The sequence below is a fragment of the Cupriavidus basilensis OR16 genome, assembly GCF_000243095.1.
GTDB classification, from domain to species: Bacteria; Pseudomonadota; Gammaproteobacteria; order Burkholderiales; family Burkholderiaceae; genus Cupriavidus; species Cupriavidus basilensis_D.
Genome location: NZ_AHJE01000040.1, coordinates 31,688 through 54,107 on the forward strand (window position 1 = coordinate 31,688; position 22,420 = coordinate 54,107).

A 22,420-nucleotide genomic window follows, 5' to 3' on the forward strand; every position below is an offset into this window, starting at 1 on the left:
TCGCTGACGCTCAGGCAAACAAGCCATGCAGGAACCAGCGGTATTCGCCGCTTTCCTCGCGCCCGGGGCGCTGGCGATAGACCCAGCAGCGCAGCCCATCCGGGCGCTCCGCGATGAAGTAATCGCGCGTGGCCAGCGCCCCATCCCACCAGCCGGATTCGATGCGTTCCGGCCGCGAGAGCAAGGTCAGCGGGCCACCGTGACAAGGCCGATGGCGTTGCACGGTCAGCGCCACGGGTTGCGCCATCAGCCACAGCGGACGCTCCGGCATGCCCGCCGCGGCACGCTCCGGCTCGCGCGGCGCGCGCGCCGGCATCTCATCCACCGGGCACCAGCGGTTGGCGCGCTCGGGCCGGTGGTCGGCCAGCGGCTGCGGTTGCAGCACGTTCTCCCGGCCCAGCCGAGCCATCAGCGTATCGAGCACGCGGCCCAGCTCCGCCGGCGTGCCACCCGGCTCGGGAAACAGCGCATCGCTCTGCGGCAGGCAGGTCTCGACCGACTCCACCACCAGCAACAGGCTCACCGCCGGCACCGTGAACCGCACCTGGTCCAGCCGCTCCTGCAGCAGCTTGGACAAATGCGCCGGATCGCGGCTAGGCTGCGCCAGGCTGATCGTCACCGGCGTCGCCGGGGTCTCGGTGCCAAGCCGGTAGCGCTCATGCTCCAGCCGCAGCACAAGATACGTGACACCTGCCTGCCGCACGGCCAGCCAGCCGGCCAGCGCCAGCAGCAGACGCTGCGCGCCCGCCATCACGCCCTGCACGGATTCGGTCCGGCCAGGCAGCTCCATGCGTTGCGAGAACGTGGCCGGCGCGCTGAACCACGTAAAGCGCACCGGCACCTCGCCATAGGCCTGGTCCAGCCGCGCCAGCAGGTCCGGACCCAGCCGGCGCCGCAGGCCGGCACGCGGCAGGCCCCGCACCTCGCCCACGGTCCGGCAGCCGATGCCATCGAGCCAGCCATCATCCGCCAGCCCCTGCAACATGCCCACCGGCAGCCGGTCCAGCAGCCGCGCCATGCGCCGCGGCTGCACGGCGCGGCGCGCCGGGCGCACCAGCGCGCCACGGCGATCCCGCCGCAGCGGCTGCGCCGCCAGCCACGCCGCCCCGAAGGCGGTGGGCCCGCAGCCCAGTTGCAGGAACACGCCGAGGCGCCGCACCCGCGCATACACCGCCCGGCACAACGCGAGGTGCCCGCCAAACAGCCGCAGGCTGGCCCCGGCATCGATCATCACGGTCGCTGCCCCGGGATCGGGATGCACCGTAACGTGCGGCGTGAAATGCAGCAATGCCAGCGCTAATGCCGCCATGACCTGCGCCTCGGCCGCCGGCTCGCGCTCCAGCTGCACCACCTGCGCCGACAACGCCTGCACGCCGCCCCGCCGCATCCCCGCCTGCACCCCCAGCGCCACCGCCGGGCCATTGGCCAGCACCACCCGCTCGCGCTCCATCACCGCCACCGGGACGCCGTGGTGCAGCAGGCCGGTGGCGGTATCGGAAGCGCGGGGAGCGCCGGCGGGCTCAGGCCAGTTCGGCTGCAGCGCGTCGAGCGGCAGGCGCGGCAGATGCACCGCGATCCAGTACGACATGGGCTTGCTCTCCCGCAATGGCGTGGGAAGTCCGGGAAACCGGGGAATAGGAAGGCGCTGGCGCAACGAGGGCTGGCGACAACGAAGAGGCGCTGTCCGGCACCGCCATCATCTCGCCCAGCGGCAGCACCAGCGGCGCATCGCGCACCGGGCCGCGCCGCTTGTGAAAGCCGATCGACAAGGCATTGCCCGGCGCCGGCGACAACAGCAGCCGCAGCACCGCCGGCGACGACTCGCGCAGCACGCTGGCCGGCCGGCACGCCCACACCACGGCGTCTCCCGCCTGCGCCAGCACCTGCAAGCGCCGCAGCGCCTCCGGCCGCGCCGTGGGCAGCCAGACCATCACCCCGCCAAAGGCCTGGCTGCGCAGCACCTGCTCCGCCGCCCACAGCGCATCCGCCTGCGCCGCGGCCCGGCCCGCGCCAGCGGGCGGGCGCACCCAGTACAACTGACGCGCGGGCAGCCCCCACTCGGCCAGGCACGACGCATTGGGCAGGTATGGCGGCCCGATCAGCGCCACCCGGCGCTGATCGGCGGCCAACGCCAGCAACGCCGGGCGCAGCAGCCGCAACTCGCCCACCCCAGGGTCGGCCAGCAGCAGCTCCGTCAGCGCGCCCACCGGCCAGCCGCCGCCCGGCAACTCGGCCGAGAGCGCGGCATGGCCGGTTGGCAAGGCCGGCACGCTGCCCGCCCGGCCCAGATGGCCAAGCTGCCCCGCCCGCCACAGGCCGGGATAGCGTTGCTCCAGTGCGCCCAGCGCAACCTGCCGGTCGGCCATGGGCGGCTGCGCCAAAGGCGAATCGCCCGACGTGCCGGGCGAGTTGGGGAAGAGTTGGGCGATCATGTGATGCTTGCGGCTCAGCCAGCAGGAAGTCAGCAGGAACTGAGAGGGGGATTCCGATTACTGTATATTTATACAGTATCACGGATGCGCGCAAGGGTGAAGCGGTGGGGCGATGGGGTGGAGAATGACAATAGTTAGTTGTGCCGAGACATAGTTAGCTGCGCCGGACCCAAAATGACATTGTTAGCTGCGCCGACGGGCCAGACTAACGGCTTACAAAGTTAGCTGCGCCGGCACGCATATATGACGGCCTGCTGGCAGCCACACGGGAATTGAAACCGGCCTAGATCAGGAGTGAGACCGAGCAGTTGAGGGTGCCGGTCTCGACCGCGGGAACGTCAACGCCAAGCCGGGGTCAATCGGGTTTGTCACTCTTCAGTCGGGAAGGAAGTTGGCATCGCCATCTCCGCTATCAAGCAGACGCTGGGCGCGACCACCATCACGGGGCCAAGAGGATGTTGATTGCGCCCCGTGGCTCGGGACTGGAGCTCACCTCGGCGCGCCGCGGCGTGTCCCCCAGCCCCACCGCTTCCGCCGCCACCAGGATGCGTTCGGCATTCATGCCGTGCAGGATGTAGTGAAAGCCCTTGCCTTCGTCACCGATGCGGTCTTCTACCACCACCTTGAGGCCGTCTATAAAGACCTGGTTGGTATCGCCCATCTTGTCGATCTCGCGGGTTTCCACATGATTGCGGTCGATGGTCGTATAGAACAGGCTCAACCCGTCCGACTTGCTCTTGACCGACTCCAGCGGCGTGGTGCGCGCCAGGATCAGCATCTTTTCCACGCAACTGGCGGTCGAGATAAACGTCTTGGCGCCGTTGAGCACATAGTGATCGCCCTGCCGGTCCGCGCGCGTCTTCAGTTGCGTTGTATTCAGGCCGGTATTGGGCTCCGTCACCGCAAAGCATGCGCGTTCCTTGCCGGCAATCAGCGGCGGCAGCATGCGTTGCTTCTGTTCCTCATTGCCGAACATCACCACCGGATTGAGGCCGAAGATATTCATATGCACGGCGGACGCGCCACTCATTCCCGCGCCCGACTCGGAAATGGCCTGCATCATGATGGCGGCCTCGGTAATGCCCAGCCCGGAACCCCCATAGGCCTGGGGAATGCAGATGCCCAGCCAGCCGTGCTGTTGTTACTTGCTGTTGTGCTCGGGAAGAAACGTCGCGCCCTGCGCGGCCAGCGCCTGGATTTGCGCCGCGCTGTAGCCGGCCTGCGCCAGCACCTCGACGCTGTGCTCGCCCAGCCGCGGCGCCTGGCGCTCGACGCGCGGCTGCGACTTCGACCAGGCCGAAGGGATTGCCATCGAACGCACGCGGCCTTCGCTGGGATGCTCGACGATGCCGAAGAATCCCACCGCATCGAGATGCGGGTCCGCCATCAGCGAGTCGATGGTGTGCATGGGCATCACCGGAATGTCGGCGGCTTCGAGCACCGCGGTCCATTCGGCCGAGGTACGCGTTGCCATGACCTCGGCCAGCATCCGGTAAAGCTCGTGAATGTGTTCGGTACGCTTGCCGATGGAGCCGAAGCGTGGATCGCTTTCCATGACCTCGGGCTTGCCGATCAGGTCGAAGAAAGACCTCCATTGCTTGTCGTTGTAGACCATCACGCAAAGATGCCCGTCCCGGGTCCGGTACGGACGGCGGTGATCGTTCAGCAAGCGCCCGTAACCGGCGGGTCCTTCCGGCGGATCGAAGGTGTGCCCGTACATGTGATCGCCAAGGACGAACTGTGCCATGGTCTCGAACATCGGCACTTCGATCGATTGCCCTTCTCCCGTGCGCTCGCGGTGGTAGAGCGCCGCGCTCACGGCATTGGCGGCGCTCATGCCGACGATACAGTCTGCCATGGCATTGGGTGCGTACCGCGGCACTTCCGAGCCGGCCTGGGTGCTTAGCGACGGAATCGCGACCGCGCCCTGGATCAGATCGTCGTAGGCAGGCTTGGCGGCATAGGCGCCGCGCTGCCCGTAGCCATAGACGACGCCGACATAGATGATTTTCGGGTTAGCCCCAATGATCTCCTCATAGCCGAGGCCAAGCCTCGCCATGGCTTGCGGCCGCACGTTGTAGATCAGCACGTCGGCATCGGCGGCCAGGCGCATCGCGTCCGCCTGCCTGCTTGAGATCCAGCACCACGCTGCGCTTGCCGCGGTTGGCGTGCAGGAAAATGCCACCCATGCCCGGGTTGCAGCTGGGACCGATGCTGCGGACGGTGTCCCTTCCGGGGGTCCATTAATGACATCCGCGCCCAGTTCGCCGAGTATCTGGGTCGCATACGGCCCCATCAGCCCCGTGGTCATGTCGACGATACGCACGCCTGCAAGGGGGCCGCTCACGCTTTGCTCCCTGAGCACAAGGTGGGCGGGAAAGTATCGGGCCTCATGGATGCCTCCTCGAATAGAACGAGGCCATGCTACGGAAGCCGGTGCAGCGAGAGTGTGTCGGCCGATACGCCAAACGTATCGCGCTGTCGCCAGCGCCGCGCCAGCGCGGCACTATAATGTGTCCGCGACTTCGCTCCGCCTCCGGAAGCTGCTGCACGGCTGCAACCGGAGCCGGCAAGCCAGCTGACCATTAAAGTTGATCAACAAGCCTGCGCCAATGCCTTCCTCCAGCATCCCGTCCGAAGGAACGACCATCTCCACCGGCCACGCGGCTCAATCCATCGCCAGCACCAAGCTGGTTCCGCCGCGCGGCGCGCGCCGGTTGATGCCGCGCGAAGCGCTGCTGGCACGGTTGCTCGAAGCGAGGCGCCAGCGCTGCGTGGTCGTCCAGGGGCCGGCCGGCAGTGGCAAGACCAGCACAATGGTGGCATGGCGGCAGGCACTTTTGTCACTCGACTTCGACGTGGCCTGGCTTTCATTGGGCGCCGAGGACAACGAGCCCACGCGCTTCTTCGACTGCCTGCTGGCCAGCCTGGCCGAAGTGGATGCCAGGATGGTGCGCGAAGCTGCCTTGCTCATGGGGCGCGACAGCGAAGACTCGGCCATCGAGCATTGGGTGATCACGCTGGTCAACGGCATCGCAAACCGGACGCGCGAACTGGTGCTGATGCTCGACGACCTCCAGCACGTGGACGATCCGCGCATCATCGAAGCCCTGCAATGCCTGATCGATTACGCGCCCCCGCAACTGCACCTGGTGCTAGGCTCCCGCAGCGCCCCGCCGCTGTCGCTGTCGCGCCTGCGCGCACAGGGCTTGCTGAGCGAATTCGACCTGCGCGACCTGCGTTTTAGCGCGGAAGAGTCCGAACGCTTCCTGCTCGAGCAGCTCGGCAAGATCGAAAAGCGCGATGCCGAGGTGCTGCATGGGCTGACCGATGGCTGGATCGCCGGCTTGCAGCTATTTGCCCTCGACCTCAAGACCAAGCAAGGCGCGCCGCAATACGCGCGCACGGAGGTACGCGACGCGCGTGCCTTCGCCAGTTACCTCGAGCGCGAGGTGCTGCTGAGGCTGGCGCCGGACGACCTCGAACTGCTTACCCGTATTTCGATCTGCAACCGGTTCTCCGCGCCGTTGTGCGCCACCCTGCTGGGTATGCCGCACGCCGTGGCGCGCATGATGGCGCGGCTCGCGCACCTGGACAGCGATAACCTCTTCATTACGCAAATCAGCAGCCGGGACCGCGAGACCTGGTACCGGATACATCCTCTCTTGCGCGAGGTGTTGCAGGCCCGCCTGACAGTCTTGTCCGAGGATGAGCAGCGCGCCTTGCATGCGGCAGCGTGGCGCTGGTTCGAGCAGAATGGCCATGTCGATGAGGCGGTTCGTCATGCCGTGCAGGCGGGCGAGCCGCAGGCCGCGGCCGATCTGGTCGAGACCTGCGCCCGTGAGCTGTATGTGCAGGGCGAATTGAGCCAGGTTGCCGCCCTGGTGCGGCGGCTGCCACCGGCCGAAGTGGAGGCGCGTTTCAGCCTGCGCTTGCTGTTGGCGCACCTGCGCCTGTACGCACGTGACCTGGACGCCGTCGCGCGGACCATCGATCAGTTGGAGGCGCCGGCCACGCTTGGCGAACTCGATATCGGCCAGCGTTATGCGCTCATCCTGCTGCGGGCCGGACTGGCGCTGCAGCGCGACGACACCGACGCGGTGGTCGCCCTGCTCCCCGAGCTGCAGCGCGTGCCCTCCGACGCCGACGACCTCACCCTCGCCGGGCGGAGCAATGTCCTGTCGTGGATGTACATGTACCGCGGCGAGTATGAAATGGCCCGCAAGGTGCTGGAAGACGAGGGCTGGCGCGAGGGTGCGCCGCGCACCAGCCTGGTGGGGCGCTGCCTGGGCGGCATGAGCCACGCGCTGGAAGGCGATATCGTACGTGCCGAGCGCATCTTCCGCGACGCGCTGCAGGAGGCGGAGAAGTATGGCGCCGCCTTCATCGGCGTCGCCTGCATGGCCGCGGGCCTGCTGGGCGATGCCATGTACGAGCTAAACGAAGTCGACGCCGCGCGGCGGATGCTGGAGGCGCGCATCGAGGTGCTGGAGCGCATCTCGATACCCGACACCGTGTGCCGGGCGCTGCTGGTGCTCGCCTCCGCCCACTGGCGCGCGAGCGGCTACCTGGAAGCGCGGGCCTATCTCGATCGTCTCGAAGAATACGCCACCACCCATTGCCTGGACCGGCTCCTCGCCCACGCACTTGGCTCGCGCCTGCGCTGGCACCTCCAGCAGGGCGAACCGGACCAGGCCGATGCGGTCCTGGCACGGCTTGAAACGCTCGGCGTGCGCCACGCCGACGCGACCCGCAGCCCCGCATGGGAGATCACTGTCTGCGCCAGGCGCGCGCGTATTGACATGTGCGTGCATCGCAAGGATTTCGAAGCGGCGCTGGCCCAGTTGGTACCGCTAATCTCGATGACCGAAGCGAGTGGCCGCTGGCGGCGCGTAGCCAGCCTGCGCATGCAACTCGCGCTGGTGGAGCAGGCTTGCGGACGCACCCGCTCGGCAAGCGAGAACCTTCTCCAGGCCCTGCGCCTGGGCCATCGGCTTGGGCTGGTGCGCACTCTGCTCGATGTTTCGTCGCGCGTGCCAGAGCACCTCGACGCACTACTGCAGGAAAAAGTGCTCGACCCGGTACTCACGTTTTACGTCCAGCGCCTGCTGGCGGCGGCGGCCCAAACCGTGGGCGAGCCTGCGGCCCGCCCGTCCGCCGGCCCGGCCGGCGCAATGCCTAACCTCACCGAGCGCGAAGCGGAAGTGGTGGAGTTGCTCGCGCAGGCCATGGCCAACAAGAGAATTGCGAAGGTGCTCAACGTGACGCCGGAGACTGTGAAATGGCACCTGAAGAACATCTACGCCAAGCTCAACGTAGGCGGGCGAGATGAGGCTGTGGGCCGCTTGCGGGATCTTGCGGCCAGCCAGTCGCCGGTGCCTGCCCGCCCCCGCTAGCACCGCGGCGGCCCCCAAAGCTGCACAGTTTGATCGGCGTGCGCCCTAGCGACAGTCGCGCCTGGTCCGCAGCACACTAGCCCCCCCCGACTCGGGGAGTGCCGCTCGCCCCGCTCTCCACGAAGATGAATGCAAGGCGGTGCTGCGCCATAAAGCAGCACAACGCCGCCCTTCATCCAGACATCAGGGGAGCATCCGGTGGACGTCATCCGTACCGTTTTTCGCGAGGACCACGAAATGCTGCGCGACAGCGCGCGGCGCTTCTTCGAGAGGGAATGCGCACCGCGCCAGTCCGCTTGGGACCTGGCCGGCCGCGTAGACCGCGAGACCTGGCTCAAGGCTGGCCGCGAGGGCCTGCTGTGCGTCGCCATTCCCACCGAGTACGGCGGCGGCGGCGGAGACTTTGGGCATTCCGCGGTCGTTCTCGAGGAAATGCACCGTGCCGGTATTTCCGGGGCAGGCTTCTCGCTGCATTCCGACATCATCGCGCCTTACATCAACCGGCTGGGCACTGAAGCGCAGAAACAGAAGTGGCTGCCCTCGATCTGCGCCGGGGAGACCATCCTGGCAGTCGGCATCACCGAGCCTGGCGGCGGCTCCGATGTCAAGGCCGCGCGCACCACCGCCGTACGCGATGGCGATGAATACGTCATCAACGGCAGCAAGACCTTCATCTCGAATGGCATGAGCGCCGACATGATCATGCTGGTCTGCAAGACCGACCCGGCAGCCGGTGCCAAGGGCATCAGCCTGATCATGGTCGAGACCAACCGCGAAGGCTTCCGCCGCGGCCGCAAGCTCCAGAAGGTCGGCCAGCCGGCAGCGGATACGGCCGAGCTGTTCTTCGACAACGTGCGCGTGCCCGTGGGCAACCTGCTGGGCGAGGTGAACCAGGGCTTCGGCTACCTGATGCAGGAGCTGGCGCAGGAGCGCCTGATCATCGCCCTGTATGCCGCCACCGCGCTCGAACGCCTGCTCGGCGTGACGCTGGAGTATGTAAAGGACCGCAGGGCCTTCGGTCAAACCGTCTGGGACTTCCAGAACACCAAGTTCAAGCTGGCCGATGCCAAGGCCCACGCGGTGGCGCTGCGCACCATGGTCGACTACTACCTGGGCGAACACCTGCGCCGCAAGCTCACTGTGCACGAAGCCGCCATCGCCAAGCTTCACGCCACCGAAACGCTGTGGAAATGCCTCGACGACATGGTGCAACTGCACGGCGGCTACGGCTACATGCTTGAGTACCCGATTGCGCGCGCCTTCACCGACTACCGCGTGTCGCGCGTGGTCGGCGGCGCCAACGAGGTCATGCGCGAGCTGATTGCACGCAAGCTCTAGGCAGGGCCTGGAAGCTCCGCCACCGATTCCCCCTTCAATTCCGTTATTGCAAACAAGGCGGGCAGTGGCCGAAGGCCGCGGCCCCACCGAAACACTGGAGACAGACATGAGCGAAAAAGTGCTGGTTGGCGGCGTAGGCATGATCCCGTTCAGCAAACCGGGCGCCAGCCCGAGCTATACCGAAATGGGTGCCGACGCCGCGCGCCGCGCGCTGGCCGATGCCGGGATCGACTACCGGATGGTGCAGCAGGCCTACGTCGGCTACGTGTACGGCGACTCCACCTGCGGCCAGACCGCGCTGTACGAGGTCGGCCTGACCGGCATCCCCATCGTCAACGTCAACAACAACTGCTCGACCGGCTCCACCGCGCTCTACCTGGCCCGCCAGGCGGTGGCACTCGGCGATGCCGACTGCGTGCTGGCGCTGGGCTTCGAACAAATGCAGGCGGGCGCCCTGAAATCCCACTGGGACGACCGCCCTGCCACGCGTGCGCGCTTCCAGCCCGTCATGCGCGAGCTCACCGCGGACGTGTCCGATTTGCCGCAGGCCCTGCGCACTTTCGGCGGCGCCGGCCGCGAGCACATGCAGAGGTACGGCACCAGGATGGAGACCTTTGCCGCCATCCGCGCCAAGGCCAGCCGCCACGCCGCCAACAATCCGCTGGCGCTCTTCAAGAACGTCCTCACCACCGAAGACGTAATGAACGACAAGGTGATGTGGCCCGGCGTGATGACGCGCCTGATGGCCTGCCCGCCGACCTGCGGTGCCGCCGCTGCGCTCATCGTCTCCGAAAAGTTCGCGAAGAGGCACGGCCTGCGCGCGGACGTGCAGATCCTGGCCCAGTCGATGACCACCGACCCGGTCGAGTCCTTCGACCCCCCTCGCTGATCAGCTATGCGGGCTTTCACATGGCCAAGGCCGCGGCGGACAAGGTCTACGAGAAAGCCGGCGTCGATCCCAAGGATATCCGTGTCTGCGAACTGCACGACTGCTTCGCCCACAACGAACTGCTGAGCTACGAAGCGCTCGGCCTGTGCAACATCGGCGAGGCCGAGAAGTTCGTGATGGATGGCGGCAATACCTACGGCGGCCAGGTCGTGACCAATCCCTCCGGCGGCCTGCTGTCCAAGGGCCATCCGCTCGGCGCCACCGGCCTGGCCCAGTGCTTTGAATTGACGAACCAGTTGCGCGGCACCGCGGACAAGCGCCAGGTCGAGGGCGTGAATCTCGCCCTGCAGCATAACCTCGGCCTGGGCGGCGCCTGCGTGGTGACCCTCTACGGCAAGAATTGAATCCAGGACAAGCCGCGTTCGGCAAGTGTGTGGCTATCTATATCTCATCCAGTACCAGGAGTCATTCATGAGCAAGACACTTGAAGGCAAGGTTGCCATCGTTACCGGCTCGGGCCGCGGCATTGGCCGCGCCGTGGCTTTCAAGCTCGCCAGCCAGGGCGCTCGCGTGGTGGTCAACGATCTGGACAAAGCGCCCGCCGACGAAGTCGTGGCGGAGATCCGCGCCGCCGGTGGCGAAGCCGTGGCCTTTGCGGGCAACATCGTCGCGCCGGATTTCGGCACCCGCATCGTCAAGACCGCGGTGGACGCGTTCGGCAGCCTCGACATCCTCGTCAACAACGCCGGCTACACCTGGGACAACGTGATCCAGAAGATGTCCGACGAACAATGGGACGCGATTGTCGACTGCCACCTGAAGGCACCGTTCAACCTGCTGCGCGCCGCCCAGCCGGTGTTGCGCGAACTCAGCAAGGCCGAAGCCGAAGCCGGCAAGGAAGTCTTCCGCAAGGTGGTGAACATCTCGTCGATCTCTGGCACGCAGGGCAACGCAGGCCAGGTCAACTACTCGGCCGCCAAGGCCGGCGTGATGGGCATGACCAAGTCCCTCGCCAAGGAGTGGGGCCGCATGAAGGTCAACGTGAACTGCGTCGCCTTCGGTTTTATCCCCACCCGACTGACCGAGGCGACCACCGAAGAAAAGACGGTCAGCATCGAAGGGCGCAATATCAAGGTCGGCGTCAATCCGGACCGCATCGCGCAGGCCAGCAAGGAAATCGCGTTCGGCCGCCCCGGCACCGCCGAGGAAGCTGCCGGCGCGGTGTATATGTTCTGCATCCCTGAGTCGAACTACGTGACCGGTCAGACCCTGATCTGCGGAGGCGGCCGCGGCGGCTTCTAAGCTACCGGACCGGCAAGGAGCACCAGTTGAACCGTGGCGCAACATGAGGGCGCGCCTCGGCCGCATCCGCAAGCTGGCCATCACGACGCGCCTGATGAATGCGGTGAGATAAGGCTTCAGTCAGATCGAGGACCGGTGTCACGCAAGTATCGGTGCCGTCGAAAATGCGCTCCCAATGCTCGCGCGAAGCCATCTTGAACCGCGCGGAGAAGCGGCGCTCCAGCTCGGCCCAGTTGCGGCGCTCGCTTCGCGGCGGCAGCTCCACCTCCGCGAAGCCCAGCCCGGCAACGAATGCATCGTAGAAGCGTTGTTCGATGGCGCCCACGGCCATGAACTTGCCGTCGGCGGTCTCGTACGTCCGATACCAGGGCACACCTCCATCAATGACATTGCCACCGCGTTCGGAATGCCATGCACCCTGTGCCAGCCGGCCGAAGACAGCGCTCAGCGTATGCAAGCTGCCATCGACCATCGCGGCATCGATGACGCAACCCTGCTGTTTGCGCGACTCGTCCCAACCCGCCGCGAGTATCCCGACCACAAGGTAGAGCGCGCCCCCGGCCAGATCGCCCAGTACGTTGAGTGGCGGAACAGGGCGTCCGCCGGCTTCGCCAATGGCTGCCAGCGCGCCAGTCATGGCGATGTAGTTGATGTCATGTCCGGCCACATTCGCCCATGGCCCGGTTTGTCCCCAACCGGTGAGGCGACCATAGATCAAGCGGTGATTGCGCCGGTGGCACGCCTGCGGCCCAAGGCCCAGGCGTTCCATCACCCCCGGACGGAAACCCTCGATGAGGACGTCGGCCGATGCCACGAGATCCAGTGCTTCGCCCCTTCCCGCTTCCGTCTTCAGATCCAACTGAACGGAATCGCGATCCCAGGTCGCAATGTCGCCTGCCGCCGCGACCGGAACCCCGAGGTCGCGCGGGGTTGGCGGCGCGATCCGAAGCACCTCGGCGCCATGCTGCACCAGCAGCAGCGCGGCAAACGGCACCGCCCCGACGGTCGCGAACTCCACCACGCGCATGCCGGCGAGCGGCCGGTTGGCTGCGCTCATTGCCCGGACTCCGCGATATCGAGCGCACCGGCGCGCGCAGCCATGGTGCGCCGGGCGATATTGAGCTGGTGGATCTGCGTGGTGCCCTCGTACAGGCGGAACACGCGCACATCCCGAAAAAAGCGCTCGGCCACGGTGCGCGCCATGTAGCCGCTGCCGCCGAAGACCTGCACAGCCCTATCGGCCACGCGTCCCGCCATTTCGGAGGCGAACATCTTGCACATCGACGCTTCCATGGTCACGTCACCGCCGTTGTCGCGCTTGCGCGCTGTCTCCAGCACCAGGGCACGCGCCGCATGCACTTCGGTATTGCTGTCGGCAATCATCTGCTGCACCAACTGATAATCGGCGATGGGATGGCCGAACTGCTCGCGAGTGCCGGCATAACGGACCATCTCGTCGACAAGCCGAATCGCCGGGCCAATGCACAGGCCAGCCAGGTTGATGCGCTGCTTGTTGAGCGCCTTCATCGCTGTCTTGAAGCCCTGGCCAGGCATCTCGCCCACGATGGCCGAGGCAGGAACACGGCAGTCCTTGAGGTAGACGTCGCCCACCGGCGAGCCGTGCTGGCCCATCTTGCGCTCGGCGGGCCCGGTACTCAGCCCCGGTGTATCGCGCTCGATCAGGAAGGCGCTGATGCCGTGCGCGCCCGGCTTGTCGGGATCCGTCCTGGCGAACACCGTGAACAGGTCGGCCAGGGGCGCATTGGTGATGAAGCACTTCGATCCGTTGAGGACGTAGTGGTCCCCGTCCCGGACGGCTTCCGTACGCAAGGAGGTCGCGTCGGAACCGGATTCCGTCTCGGTCAGGGCAAAGCAGCCCGTCATCTCACCCGATGCCAGCCGGGGCAAGTACCGTGCTTTCTGGGCCTCGGTGCCATCGGTTACCAGGGACTCGGATGCAATGCCGGTATTGCCGCCAAAGCGCGCACGGAACACGGTCGCTGCCTGGGACACTTCGATATTGACGAGCGTCAGTTCCTCGGCGGTGAGACCGGCGCCGCCATAGGCTTGCGGAATGCTGTGGCCGAACAGGCCCAGCGCGCGCATTTCCTGCACCACGGCCTCGGGAATCGTGTCGCTCTGGTCGATCCCGGCTTCCAGTGGAATACAGGTTTCAAGCACAAAACGGCGAATGTTCGCCAACAAGGCGTGCAGGCCGGAGGGGTCTGTGATCATGGGGTGTGGACCTCTGGTGAAAGGTTATTGCGCGGTGATGCCGGATGCCTTGAGCACCTTGGCCCATTTGCGCGACTCGCCGCCAACGTACTGGTCGAACGCGGATGCCGTCTGCGCAGACACGTCCATGCCAAGCTCCGCAAGGTGGCCAGCGGCATCGGGCGAGGCGACGGCCTGTGCCACGGCATCGGCCAGCTTCCGTACGACGGCATCCGGCGTCTTGCGCGGTGCTACGAGGCCAAACCATGCGCCGGCCTCGTAGCCGGGCAAGCCCGCCGCCTCCGCCACCGTGGGCACATCAGGCAGCCCGGGATAGCGCCTGGACGAAGTCACGGCGAGCGCTCGCAGCTTGCCGGCCTTGACGTGGGACTGGGCGATCGCGACCGTAATGGCCATCATCGAGACGCGTCCGCCCAGCAAGTCGTTCAACGCTTCGGGCTGCCCCTTATAGGGGACATGGGTAATTTGAACCCCGGCGCTTTGCGCCAGCAGCGCGGCTGCCAGGTGATTGGAGGTGCCGATGCCAGCGCTGGCGTATGTCAGGGCATCGGGGTGCGCCCGGGCCTCGTCGAGCAGGCTCTTCAGCGTCATCAGCCGGGACGATGCCGGCACGGCGATGACGTTGGGAATCATGCCGAACCCGCCGATCGCCCGAAAGTCGCGTTCCGCGTTCCACGTGATGCTGGCGTTCAGCAACGGCCCCACCGCGTGGCTTGGACTGACGGCGAGCAAGGTGTAGCCGTCCGGCGCCGCCTTGGCCGCGGTGTCCGTGCCGATCGCGCCGCCCGCGCCTGCCTTGTTCTCGACGATGACGGCCTGGCCCAGGGAGTCCGCCATTTTCTGCGCGACGATCCGCGCTACCGAATCGACCACGCCGCCGGCCGAGAACGGCACGATGATCCGGATCGGACGAGCCGGATAGCGCGCCGCGTCCGCCGCCGTGGCGGCCATCGGCATGATGCTTGCCAGCATTGCGCAGGCGAGCAGGCCGCGTTTCAGGCGGGCAGGATTGTTCGTTCCATTCATTGTCGTCTCCGTCAGGAAGGTTTCTGCGGCCTCTGCGTGCCGTCTATCGGGTGGTGGCGCCCTACCGCATCAAGCCAAGCTCGATCTGCCGCACGGCCTCCAGCAATTTCGGGGCGACATCTCGCTCCAGGAATCCGTCTTTGTCCCGCAACGCCGCTACCGTGCAGTTCAGTGCAAACGGCTCCTGCTGCGCGTTCTGCCGGACCGGCGCGGCAATTGCATGGATCTCCGGCCGCCACTCGCCGCGGCTGACGCAAAAGCCGCGCGCGTTGAAATGCTGCTGGTCCCGCGTCCACATCGGCTTCTCCAGCTTGAACCGTTCGGGATCGTCCACGCGCAGGCGGTTCAGGACCGCGGTACGTTCCTCCGCACTGCTGCCCAATAGCAGCGCGCGCCCGATTGAGCTGGACAGTACCGGGCGTGTACTGCCGATATCCGGCTGATACACGTTGGTGGGGTCCAGCCGGCAACTGTCCACATACACCACGGCAAGCCGGTCCCGCATGCCGAGATTCACGGTGCAGCCGGTTTCGCGGGCGATGGCCTCCATATACGGCCTGGCGACCTGCCGGATGGCCAGCCCGGCGAGCATCGGATACGCCAGCGCCAGTACCCCCGCGCCCAGGCGGTACTTCTGCGTGCCAGGGACCCGGCTCAGAAAGCCCAGCAAACACAGCGTGTAGGTCAACCGCGAGACCGTGGCCTTCGGCAGTCCGGTGCTGACCACAAGGTCCTGGTTGCCCAGGATCGGCCGAACTGGCGTGAATGCCCGCAGGACCTCCACGCCGCGCGCCAGGTTGGTCGCGAACTGTCGGTCGCTGGAGAGTTCCTCTGTGCAAGCGAGGCCGGAAATCAGGGTCTGTTCCATGGCAGGTGTGCTCTTGATGGGTTCCATCGTGGTATCCGTGGGGTAGCCAAGTCAATGATGGATCAAAACGGTTTCGCTGTGCGGAACCGTCCTTGCATGCCTAATCCGCTTGGTCCACGCTGGTCCTGCCCGACTTCAAGAGACCCGGTAACCCGACATGAAACACACTGACTCCGCCGCCGCCCGGCAGATCCCGCAGGCCTCGCAGGCAGGCCCGCTAAGCGGCGTGCGCATCCTTGACATGGCCACCGTCGTGGCGGGTCCTTTCGCCGCCACCCTGTGCGGCGACATGGGCGCGGAAGTGGTCAAGCTGGAACTGCCGGACGGCAGTGACCCCCTGCGCGGGCTGGCCCCGGTCAAAGGCGACCTTTCTCTCTACTGGAAAGTGACCAACCGCGGGAAAAAAGGCATCTCCCTCGACGTCAGAACCCCGCAAGGCCGAGATCTCTTCCTGCGCCTGCTGCCGCAATTCGACGTGCTGGTCGAGAACTTCCGTACGGGGACGCTGGACCGATGGGGACTGGATATCGCCACCTTGCACGCAGCCAACCCGCGCCTGACGGTGATGCGCCTGACCGGTTTCGGGCAACCTGTGCGGCGAACGGCGCGGCAGCCCAATGCACATGAACTACCCGGTCGGCGACATGGTGGCCGGACTATTCGGCGCGTTCTCCATTGCGACCGCGATCGCCGACAAGCGCAGGGCCCCGGACACGCCGGGCCGGGAGATCGATCTCTCGGCCACCGAGGCGCTGCTGCGTGTCCTGGAGCCGCTTGCAGTGGAATACGAGCAACTGGGACAAGTGCGCGAGCGCGCCGGCAACCGTGCCACCTATACTGCGCCGTCGAATATGTACCGCACCGCCGACAACGTGTGGGTGTCGCTGGTGGCCTCGTCGGATGCCACGTTCCTGCGTCTCGTCGAAGCGATGGGGCATCCGGAACTGGCGGAAGCGGACGCGTACAGGCGCAATCCCGACCGGATCCGGAATATCGAGCCGCTGGACGGAATGATCGGCGCGTGGTTTGCCGCGCAATCCTATGAAGACGTAGCTACGGCGCTGCGAGCCCGGGAAGTACCGTTCAGCAAGGTCTTCAGCATCGCCGATGTGGTCAACGATCCCCACCTGCGTGCCCGTGAGGCGATTGTCCGCCTGGAGGACCGCGACCTTGGCACGATACCCGCGCCTTGCGTGGTGCCACGATTCTCCGGGTACGCGCCTCGGCCGCCTCGCAGCGGCCCCGCTACCGGTGAGGACAACGAGGCGATCTACGGCGAGCTGGGCATCACGGGGGCGCAACTGGAAGCGCTGAAGGCGGCCAGGATCATCTGATACGCCATTCCGGGCGCTCTCCTGAAAGCCGGAGAGCGCCAACCTCAACGGTTTTCCGGCAACGCCCTACGCGCGCCACACCTTCCCCGGCTCGGCGCTGTTCAATGCCGCCTGGATCTCCTCACTCTGCTCCCCCCGTCGCGGGATCGGCCCCGGCGTACGTACCTGGCCATCGAAACGCGGCGCCGGCGATGACTGCAGCAAGCCTTCACGCTCGAAGTAAATGCCACGCGCCACATTGTGCGGATGTTGCGCCGCCTCCTGCGGGCTAAGGACCGGACCGAAACAAACATCGGTGTTCTCCATCTGCGCGCACCATTCGTCGCGCGTCTTGCTGCCGAACACCTCGGTGAAGTGCCGGTGCAGTTCCGGCCAGCGCTTACGGTCCCATTGCTGGGTAAAGCGCGCATCGTCCTTGAGCCCAAGCCTTTCCAGCAACAACGCATAGAACTGCGGCTCCAGCGAGCCCAGCGTGACAAAGCCACCGTCCGCGCAGCGGTAGGTGCCGTAGAAGTGCGAGCTGTCGTGAACGTTCTCCCCGCGCGCGCCGGTCACCAGCCCCTTGGTGCGGGTAGCGAGCAGCAGTTGCAGCATATGCGCCGATCCATCGACGATCGCGGCGTCCACTACGCTACCCTTGCCCGTCTCGCGGGCCTTCAGGATGCCAGATAGCAAACCGACGGCAAGGTAGAGCGCGCCGCCACCCACGTCGCCAATCACGGTGATGGCGGACGACGGCGGCTCTTTCGGCGTGCCATTGTAATAGAGCGCACCCGACAGCGAAATGTAGTTGTTGTCATGGCCGGCAGCCTGGGCCATCGGCCCGTCCTGGCCCCAACCCGTCATGCGCCCGTAGACGAGCTTCGGGTTGCGCGCCAGGCAAACGTCCGGCCCCAGGCCGAGGCGCTCCATCACGCCGGGGCGCATGCCTTCGATCAAGGCGTCGGCCCCCTCGATCAAGCGCAGCACCGTTTCACGGCCTTCCGGCGTCTTGAGGTTCGCCACCACCGAGCGCTTGCCACGATTGAGCAGGCTCGGACCGGCCCAGCCGGCGGCTTCCTCGCGCTCTACCGCGATCACGTCGGCCCCCAGGTCGGCCAGATGCATGGCGCAAAACGGCCCGGGACCAATTCCGCAAATCTCCACAATCCTGATACCTGACAACATCGCGTCTCCTCTTGGTTGATTCATTCAGGCGGGTAGTCCGTCACGACACCAGCACGACACACAGGCTACTACGGCACGGCGCTCCTGACCCCACCCGCATTGAGGAGGGTCATCGGGGACGGAAACACCAAGCCTCGCCAAGCGCACCCCGGAGATTGCGCTTGCAGGCCTGCGCTGCGGGATTCACCCGCCCCCCCCAATTCGAGAGGGTTGCGAAGCCGGTCAGGCCGCTACGCTGAGATCTGTCCGCGCTGCACACCGGCATGGCAACAGCGTACAAGGCGGCCGGATGGCTCTGGAGGACCAAAGAGACACCGCCGGCCCATCGCGACGCCCTATCAATCAAGCAAAAACCGGAAACTGAAACAATGAAGAAGCTCAATGGCAAGGTTGCCCTGGTAACAGGTTCGGGACGCGGCATCGGCCGCGGCGTAGCGCTGAAGCTCGCCGCCGACGGCGCGCGCGTGGTGGTCAATGACCTGGACGCCGAACCGGCGCACGCGGTGGTTGAAGAGATCCGCAAGCTCGGCGGCGAGGCGGTGGCCTGCGTCGGCAGCGTCACGGCATCCGACTTCGCCGAGCGCTTCGTCAAGACCGCGGTGGAGAACTACAAGGGCATCGACATCATCGTCAACAATGCCGGCTACACCTGGGACAACGTGGTGCAGAAGATGAGCGACGAGCAGTGGTACGCCATCATGGACTGCCACCTGACCGCGCCGTTCCGCATCCTGCGCGCCGCTTACCCGGTGATCAGTGCGGCCGCCAAGGCCGAGGCAGCCGAGGGCAAGGAAGTGTTTCGCAAGATCGTCAATATCTCCTCGGGCGCTGCCGGCGGCAACCCCGGGCAGATCAACTATTCGTCGGCCAAGGCCGGCATCCTGGGCATGACCAAGACCATCGCCAAGGAGTGGGGCCGCCTGAAGGTCAACGTCAATGCCGTGGCCTTCGGCCTGATCGAAACGCGCCTGACCGAAGCGCTGGCCGGCAGCGAGAGCAAGACGGTGAACATCGAGGGCCGCGAGATCAAGGTCGGCGTGCAGAAGGCCATGCTCGACGGCGCCGCCACGCGGATCCCGCTGGGCCGTGCTGGCACGGTCGAGGAAGCGGCCGGTGCCGTTTACCTGTTCTGCACCCCCGAGTCCAACTATGTCTCCGGCCAGGTACTGATCTGCGGTGGCGGCAACGGCGCGGTCTGACGCGCACCTGTGCCGTACCGTGCGCGCGCGGGGTACGGCCAGGGCATGAGGAGAGAACGAGATGAATGAGAAGTCGAATGCCGACGGAAAGCGTCTGTTTGAGCCGCCCGATCCAATATCGGCCGGCAAACCTTCGCGTAGCAAGCCGCACGCACCGACCAGCGGCAGCGTAGCAGCAAAGTTCGCCCAGGAAAGCCATGCCAACCCTGCCGAGCAGGAGTTGTACGACGGCATTGCCGTGCGGGGATACAACTAGTCCGCTCAAGGATTGAAATAGGGTTTCGACCAGTATAGGCCCATCCGGGCTCTCTGCGACCCCCAACACCTACACGTCTTTTTCCAGGAATCAAATATGGAAGTCCACCGCAGTGTTTATCGTGAGGATCACGAGCAGTTCCGCACTACCGTGCGCCGCTTCCTGGAGCGTGAGTGCGCACCACGCCAGGAGCGGTGGCTCGCGGAGGGCATCGTCGACCGCGAGACCTGGCTGAAGGCCGGGCGCGAAGGCCTGCTCTGCACCGCGCTGCCGACCGAATACGGCGGCGGCGGCGGCGACTTTGGCCACGCGGCCGTCATCGCCGAGGAAATGGCCTACACCGGTGTCAGCATATCGTTCGGCCTGCACTCGGACATCGTTGCCCCGTACATCGCTCGCCTCGGCACCGAGGAGCAGAAGCAGCGCTGGCTGCCGAAGGTCTGCAGCGGCGAGACTATCCTCGCCGTGGCCATCACCGAGCCGGGTGGCGGCTCGGACGTCAAGGCCTGCCGCACCACCGCCGTGCGCGACGGCGACGAGTGGGTCATCAATGGTAGCAAGACCTTCATCAGCAACGGCTTCTGCTCGGACATGGTGATGGTGATCTGCAAGACTGACCCCACCGCCGGCGCCAAGGGGGTCAGCCTGATCATGGTCGAGACCAACCGCGAGGGCTTCCGCCGTGGCCGTAAGCTGCAAAAGGTGGGCATGCACTCGCAGGACACCGCCGAGCTCTTCTTCGACAACGTGCGCGTACCGGCAAGCAACCTGCTGGGCGAGGCCAACAAGGGCTTCGGCTACCTGATGCACGACCTGGCCCAGGAGCGCTTCATCATCGCCGTGAGCGCAGCCTCCAAGGTCGAGCGTCTGCTGGAGCAGACCATCGAGTATGTCAAGGACCGCAAGGCCTTCGGCCAGACCGTGTGGGACTTCCAGAACACCAAGTTCAAGCTGGCCGACATCAAGGCCCAGTCGGTGGCGCTGCGCACCATGGTCGACTACTACCTCGGCGAGCACATGCGCCGCCGGCTGACCGGAGAGGAAGCCGCCATCGCCAAGTTGTACTCTACCGAGACCATGTGGAAGTGCATCGACGACATGGTGCAACTGCATGGCGGTTATGGCTACATGCTCGAGTACCCGATCGCACGCGCCTTCGTCGACACGCGTATAGCGCGCGTCTACGGCGGCAGCAACGAAGTCATGCGAGACATCATCACGCGCAAGCTCTGAGCCGGCATCCGGCCAATCCGGCGAAGCGGGGCCCGCGCCCCGCCCGCCATCATCGATACATCCAAGGAGAGAGACTGTGACCAATAAAGTGTACGTTGCCGGCGTGGGCATGGTGCCCTTCACCAAACCGGGTGCCAGTGCCCCCTATGACGTCATGGCCGGAGATGCGGTCAACATGGCCCTGGCAGACGCCGGCATCGACTATAAGGAAGTGCAGCAGGCCTTCGCCGGCTATGTATATGGCGATTCCACCTGTGGCCAGAAGGCGTTGTACCGGGTTGGCATGACCGGCATCCCGGTGGTCAACGTCAATAACAACTGCTCGACCGGTTCCTCGGCGCTGTTCCTTGCGCGCCAACTGGTGGAAAGCGGCGCGGTGGACTGCGCGCTGGCCGTAGGTTTCGAACAGATGAACCCGGGCGCGCTGAAGTCGCCCTGGACAGACCGCCCCGGCGCGATGGAGCATTTCCAGACGCAGGCCGATGCACTGCTCGGCCAGATCGAAGTGCCGAACGCACTGCGCCTGTTCGGCGGCGCCGGCCAGGCCCATATGCGCAAGTACGGCACCAAGCTGGAAACCTTCGCCAGAATCCGCGCCAAGGCCAGCCAGCACGCTGCGCGCAATCCGCTTGCGGTGTTCCGCAACGTCGTCACGACCGAGGACGTGATGGCCGACAAGGTGATGTGGCCCGGCGTGCTGACCCGCCTGATGGCATGCCCACCGACCTGCGGCGCCGCTGCCGCGCTGATCGTCTCGGAGAAGTTCGCGCGCGCCAAGGGCCTGCGCACCGACGTGCGAGTTGCGGGTCAGGCCATGACAACCGACCCGGCCAGCACCTTCGACGCCAATGACATGATCCGCCTGGTCGGCTTCGATATGGCCAGGAAGGCCGCCGGCATCGCCTACGAACAAGCCGGCATCGGCCCGCAGGATGTAGATGTGGTCGAACTGCACGACTGCTTCGCCCAGAACGAACTCCTGACCTACGAGTCGCTCGGCCTGTGCGGCGAGGGCGAAGGCGAGAAGATGGTCAACGACGGGGACAACACCTATGGCGGTCGCTACGTCACCAACCCCTCGGGTGGCCTGCTCTCCAAGGGGCATCCACTTGGTGCCACCGGCCTGGCGCAGTGCTTCGAGCTGGTCCATCAGTTGCGCGGCACCGCCGGGGACCGGCAGGTCGCTAACGCGCGCGTGGCCCTGCAACACAACCTCGGCCTGGGCGGCGCCTGCGTGGTGACCGTCTACCAGAAGAACTGATTTCCGTACGCCCTCATTGAACCGGATACATCGACATGATTGACAAGAAAATCATCGGCATGACTTTCGCGCCGCTGCACGTCGCCGCGGAGGCCGGCCAGCTGCGTTTCTTTGCGAAAGCCATCGGCGAAACCAACCCCATCTACTTCGACGAAGCCGCCGCGCATGACGCCGGCCATCCCGCGCTGCCGCTGCCGCCCACATTCCTGTTTTCACTGGAACTGATGCGACCGCCCAGCAACTGGCGCGAGGAAGCCGGCATCGAACTGGCACGCGTGCTGCACGGTGAGCAACAGTTCACCTATCACCGCATGGCCTACGCCGGCGACACGCTCACCTTCGAGAGCAAGATAACCGACGCCTATGAGAAGAAAGGCGGTGCGTTGTCGTTCCTGGTGCGCGAGAGCCGCGTCACCAACCAGCGCGGCGAACACATCGCCGACGTGCGCAACGTGCTGGTACACCGCAACGCATAATCGGGAGA

Annotated in this window: 16 protein-coding genes and 3 pseudogenes; 10 read left to right on the forward strand and 9 right to left on the reverse strand. The window is 65.9% G+C overall.

The window, feature by feature from the left end:
- Nucleotides 1-10: 10 nt before the first annotated feature.
- The 4 genes and pseudogenes from OR16_RS15225 to OR16_RS15240 all read right to left on the reverse strand — a co-directional run bounded on the left by OR16_RS15225 (nt 11) and on the right by OR16_RS15240 (nt 4,779).
- A complete protein-coding gene (locus OR16_RS15225; protein WP_006158844.1) occupies nt 11-1,588 on the reverse strand; it encodes a Y-family DNA polymerase in 1,578 nt (525 codons plus the stop codon).
- The gene (gene imuA, locus OR16_RS15230; protein ID WP_006158845.1) at nt 1,521-2,432 is read right to left on the reverse strand and encodes a translesion DNA synthesis-associated protein ImuA; all 912 of its coding nucleotides are present in this window, start codon (nt 2,430-2,432) and stop codon (nt 1,521-1,523) included. Before imuA ends, OR16_RS15225 begins: the two co-directional genes overlap by 68 nt.
- Nucleotides 2,433-2,946: 514 nt before the next feature.
- Nucleotides 2,947-3,564: pseudogene (locus tag OR16_RS15235) on the reverse strand (acyl-CoA dehydrogenase family protein); the annotation flags it as partial.
- A gap of 9 nt (nt 3,565-3,573) precedes the next feature.
- Nucleotides 3,574-4,779 (reverse strand): CaiB/BaiF CoA transferase family protein, encoded by a 1,206-nt coding sequence (locus tag OR16_RS15240; RefSeq protein ID WP_423739659.1) that lies wholly within the window; start codon nt 4,777-4,779, stop codon nt 3,574-3,576.
- Nucleotides 4,780-5,044: 265 nt separating this feature from the next.
- Between OR16_RS15240 and OR16_RS15245 the strand changes: the two genes are divergently transcribed.
- From OR16_RS15245 to OR16_RS15260, 4 genes and pseudogenes are all read left to right on the forward strand, one after another.
- Nucleotides 5,045-7,828 (forward strand): LuxR C-terminal-related transcriptional regulator, encoded by a 2,784-nt coding sequence (locus OR16_RS15245; protein WP_050982986.1) that lies wholly within the window; start codon nt 5,045-5,047, stop codon nt 7,826-7,828.
- A 198-nt stretch (nt 7,829-8,026) separates the two neighbouring features.
- Complete coding sequence (locus OR16_RS15250; RefSeq protein WP_006158849.1) at nt 8,027-9,166, forward strand: acyl-CoA dehydrogenase family protein; 1,140 nt, start codon at nt 8,027-8,029, stop codon at nt 9,164-9,166.
- Between the two features lie 106 nt (nt 9,167-9,272).
- Nucleotides 9,273-10,459 (forward strand): annotated as a pseudogene (locus OR16_RS15255) (lipid-transfer protein).
- A 67-nt stretch (nt 10,460-10,526) separates the two neighbouring features.
- Nucleotides 10,527-11,357 (forward strand): SDR family NAD(P)-dependent oxidoreductase, encoded by an 831-nt coding sequence (locus tag OR16_RS15260; RefSeq protein WP_006158850.1) that lies wholly within the window; start codon nt 10,527-10,529, stop codon nt 11,355-11,357.
- 1 nt (nt 11,358) lies between these two features.
- Here OR16_RS15260 and OR16_RS15265 read toward each other — a convergent pair whose 3' ends face one another.
- From OR16_RS15265 to OR16_RS15280, 4 genes are all read right to left on the reverse strand, one after another.
- Nucleotides 11,359-12,414 carry a CaiB/BaiF CoA transferase family protein gene (locus OR16_RS15265; protein WP_006158851.1) on the reverse strand — a complete coding sequence of 352 codons (1,056 nt, stop codon included), beginning with the start codon at nt 12,412-12,414 and terminating at the stop codon, nt 11,359-11,361.
- Nucleotides 12,411-13,592 carry an acyl-CoA dehydrogenase family protein gene (locus OR16_RS15270; protein ID WP_006158852.1) on the reverse strand — a complete coding sequence of 394 codons (1,182 nt, stop codon included), beginning with the start codon at nt 13,590-13,592 and terminating at the stop codon, nt 12,411-12,413. The genes OR16_RS15265 and OR16_RS15270 overlap by 4 nt, the downstream gene beginning before the upstream one ends.
- A 24-nt stretch (nt 13,593-13,616) precedes the next feature.
- Entirely contained in the window at nt 13,617-14,618 is a 1,002-nt protein-coding gene (locus OR16_RS15275; RefSeq protein WP_006158853.1) for a tripartite tricarboxylate transporter substrate binding protein, read from the reverse strand.
- Nucleotides 14,619-14,679: 61 nt separating this feature from the next.
- Complete coding sequence (locus OR16_RS15280) at nt 14,680-15,513, reverse strand: IclR family transcriptional regulator (RefSeq protein ID WP_006158854.1); 834 nt, start codon at nt 15,511-15,513, stop codon at nt 14,680-14,682.
- A gap of 130 nt (nt 15,514-15,643) precedes the next feature.
- Here OR16_RS15280 and OR16_RS15285 point away from each other — a divergent pair.
- Nucleotides 15,644-16,820 (forward strand): annotated as a pseudogene (locus OR16_RS15285) (CaiB/BaiF CoA transferase family protein).
- Between the two features lie 66 nt (nt 16,821-16,886).
- Here the strand turns inward: OR16_RS15285 and OR16_RS15290 are convergent.
- Nucleotides 16,887-17,987, reverse strand: coding sequence for a CaiB/BaiF CoA transferase family protein (locus tag OR16_RS15290; protein WP_043419848.1), 1,101 nt, complete (start codon nt 17,985-17,987; stop codon nt 16,887-16,889).
- 368 nt (nt 17,988-18,355) lie between these two features.
- Here OR16_RS15290 and OR16_RS15295 point away from each other — a divergent pair, with 368 nt between their 5' ends.
- The 5 genes from OR16_RS15295 (at nt 18,356) to OR16_RS15315 (ending at nt 22,412) form a co-directional block, all read left to right on the forward strand.
- Nucleotides 18,356-19,186 carry an SDR family NAD(P)-dependent oxidoreductase gene (locus OR16_RS15295; RefSeq protein ID WP_006158858.1) on the forward strand — a complete coding sequence of 277 codons (831 nt, stop codon included), beginning with the start codon at nt 18,356-18,358 and terminating at the stop codon, nt 19,184-19,186.
- Nucleotides 19,187-19,247: 61 nt separating this feature from the next.
- Nucleotides 19,248-19,442: a hypothetical protein gene (locus OR16_RS15300; RefSeq protein WP_006158859.1), complete on the forward strand. Its 195-nt coding sequence runs from the start codon at nt 19,248-19,250 to the stop codon at nt 19,440-19,442.
- Between the two features lie 96 nt (nt 19,443-19,538).
- The gene (locus OR16_RS15305; RefSeq protein ID WP_006158860.1) at nt 19,539-20,675 is read left to right on the forward strand and encodes an acyl-CoA dehydrogenase family protein; all 1,137 of its coding nucleotides are present in this window, start codon (nt 19,539-19,541) and stop codon (nt 20,673-20,675) included.
- A gap of 76 nt (nt 20,676-20,751) precedes the next feature.
- On the forward strand, nt 20,752-21,936 hold the full coding sequence (locus OR16_RS15310) for a lipid-transfer protein (protein WP_006158861.1): 1,185 nt from the start codon (nt 20,752-20,754) through the stop codon (nt 21,934-21,936).
- Nucleotides 21,937-21,971: 35 nt separating this feature from the next.
- Nucleotides 21,972-22,412: a MaoC family dehydratase N-terminal domain-containing protein gene (locus tag OR16_RS15315; protein ID WP_006158862.1), complete on the forward strand. Its 441-nt coding sequence runs from the start codon at nt 21,972-21,974 to the stop codon at nt 22,410-22,412.
- The last annotated feature ends 8 nt before the right edge of the window (nt 22,413-22,420 follow it).

Coding starts and splice junctions, on each gene's coding strand:
- OR16_RS15225 (WP_006158844.1), bottom strand. CDS start 1,588: ATGTCGTACTGGATCGCGGTGCATCTGCCGCGCCTGCCGCTCGACGCG.
- OR16_RS15270 (WP_006158852.1), bottom strand. CDS start 13,592: ATGATCACAGACCCCTCCGGCCTGCACGCCTTGTTGGCGAACATTCGC.
- imuA (WP_006158845.1), bottom strand. CDS start 2,432: ATGATCGCCCAACTCTTCCCCAACTCGCCCGGCACGTCGGGCGATTCG.
- OR16_RS15260 (WP_006158850.1), top strand. CDS start 10,527: ATGAGCAAGACACTTGAAGGCAAGGTTGCCATCGTTACCGGCTCGGGC.
- OR16_RS15265 (WP_006158851.1), bottom strand. CDS start 12,414: ATGAGCGCAGCCAACCGGCCGCTCGCCGGCATGCGCGTGGTGGAGTTC.
- OR16_RS15315 (WP_006158862.1), top strand. CDS start 21,972: ATGATTGACAAGAAAATCATCGGCATGACTTTCGCGCCGCTGCACGTC.
- OR16_RS15295 (WP_006158858.1), top strand. CDS start 18,356: ATGAAGAAGCTCAATGGCAAGGTTGCCCTGGTAACAGGTTCGGGACGC.
- OR16_RS15300 (WP_006158859.1), top strand. CDS start 19,248: ATGAATGAGAAGTCGAATGCCGACGGAAAGCGTCTGTTTGAGCCGCCC.
- OR16_RS15245 (WP_050982986.1), top strand. CDS start 5,045: ATGCCTTCCTCCAGCATCCCGTCCGAAGGAACGACCATCTCCACCGGC.
- OR16_RS15275 (WP_006158853.1), bottom strand. CDS start 14,618: ATGAATGGAACGAACAATCCTGCCCGCCTGAAACGCGGCCTGCTCGCC.
- OR16_RS15290 (WP_043419848.1), bottom strand. CDS start 17,987: ATGTTGTCAGGTATCAGGATTGTGGAGATTTGCGGAATTGGTCCCGGG.
- OR16_RS15305 (WP_006158860.1), top strand. CDS start 19,539: ATGGAAGTCCACCGCAGTGTTTATCGTGAGGATCACGAGCAGTTCCGC.
- OR16_RS15280 (WP_006158854.1), bottom strand. CDS start 15,513: ATGGAACCCATCAAGAGCACACCTGCCATGGAACAGACCCTGATTTCC.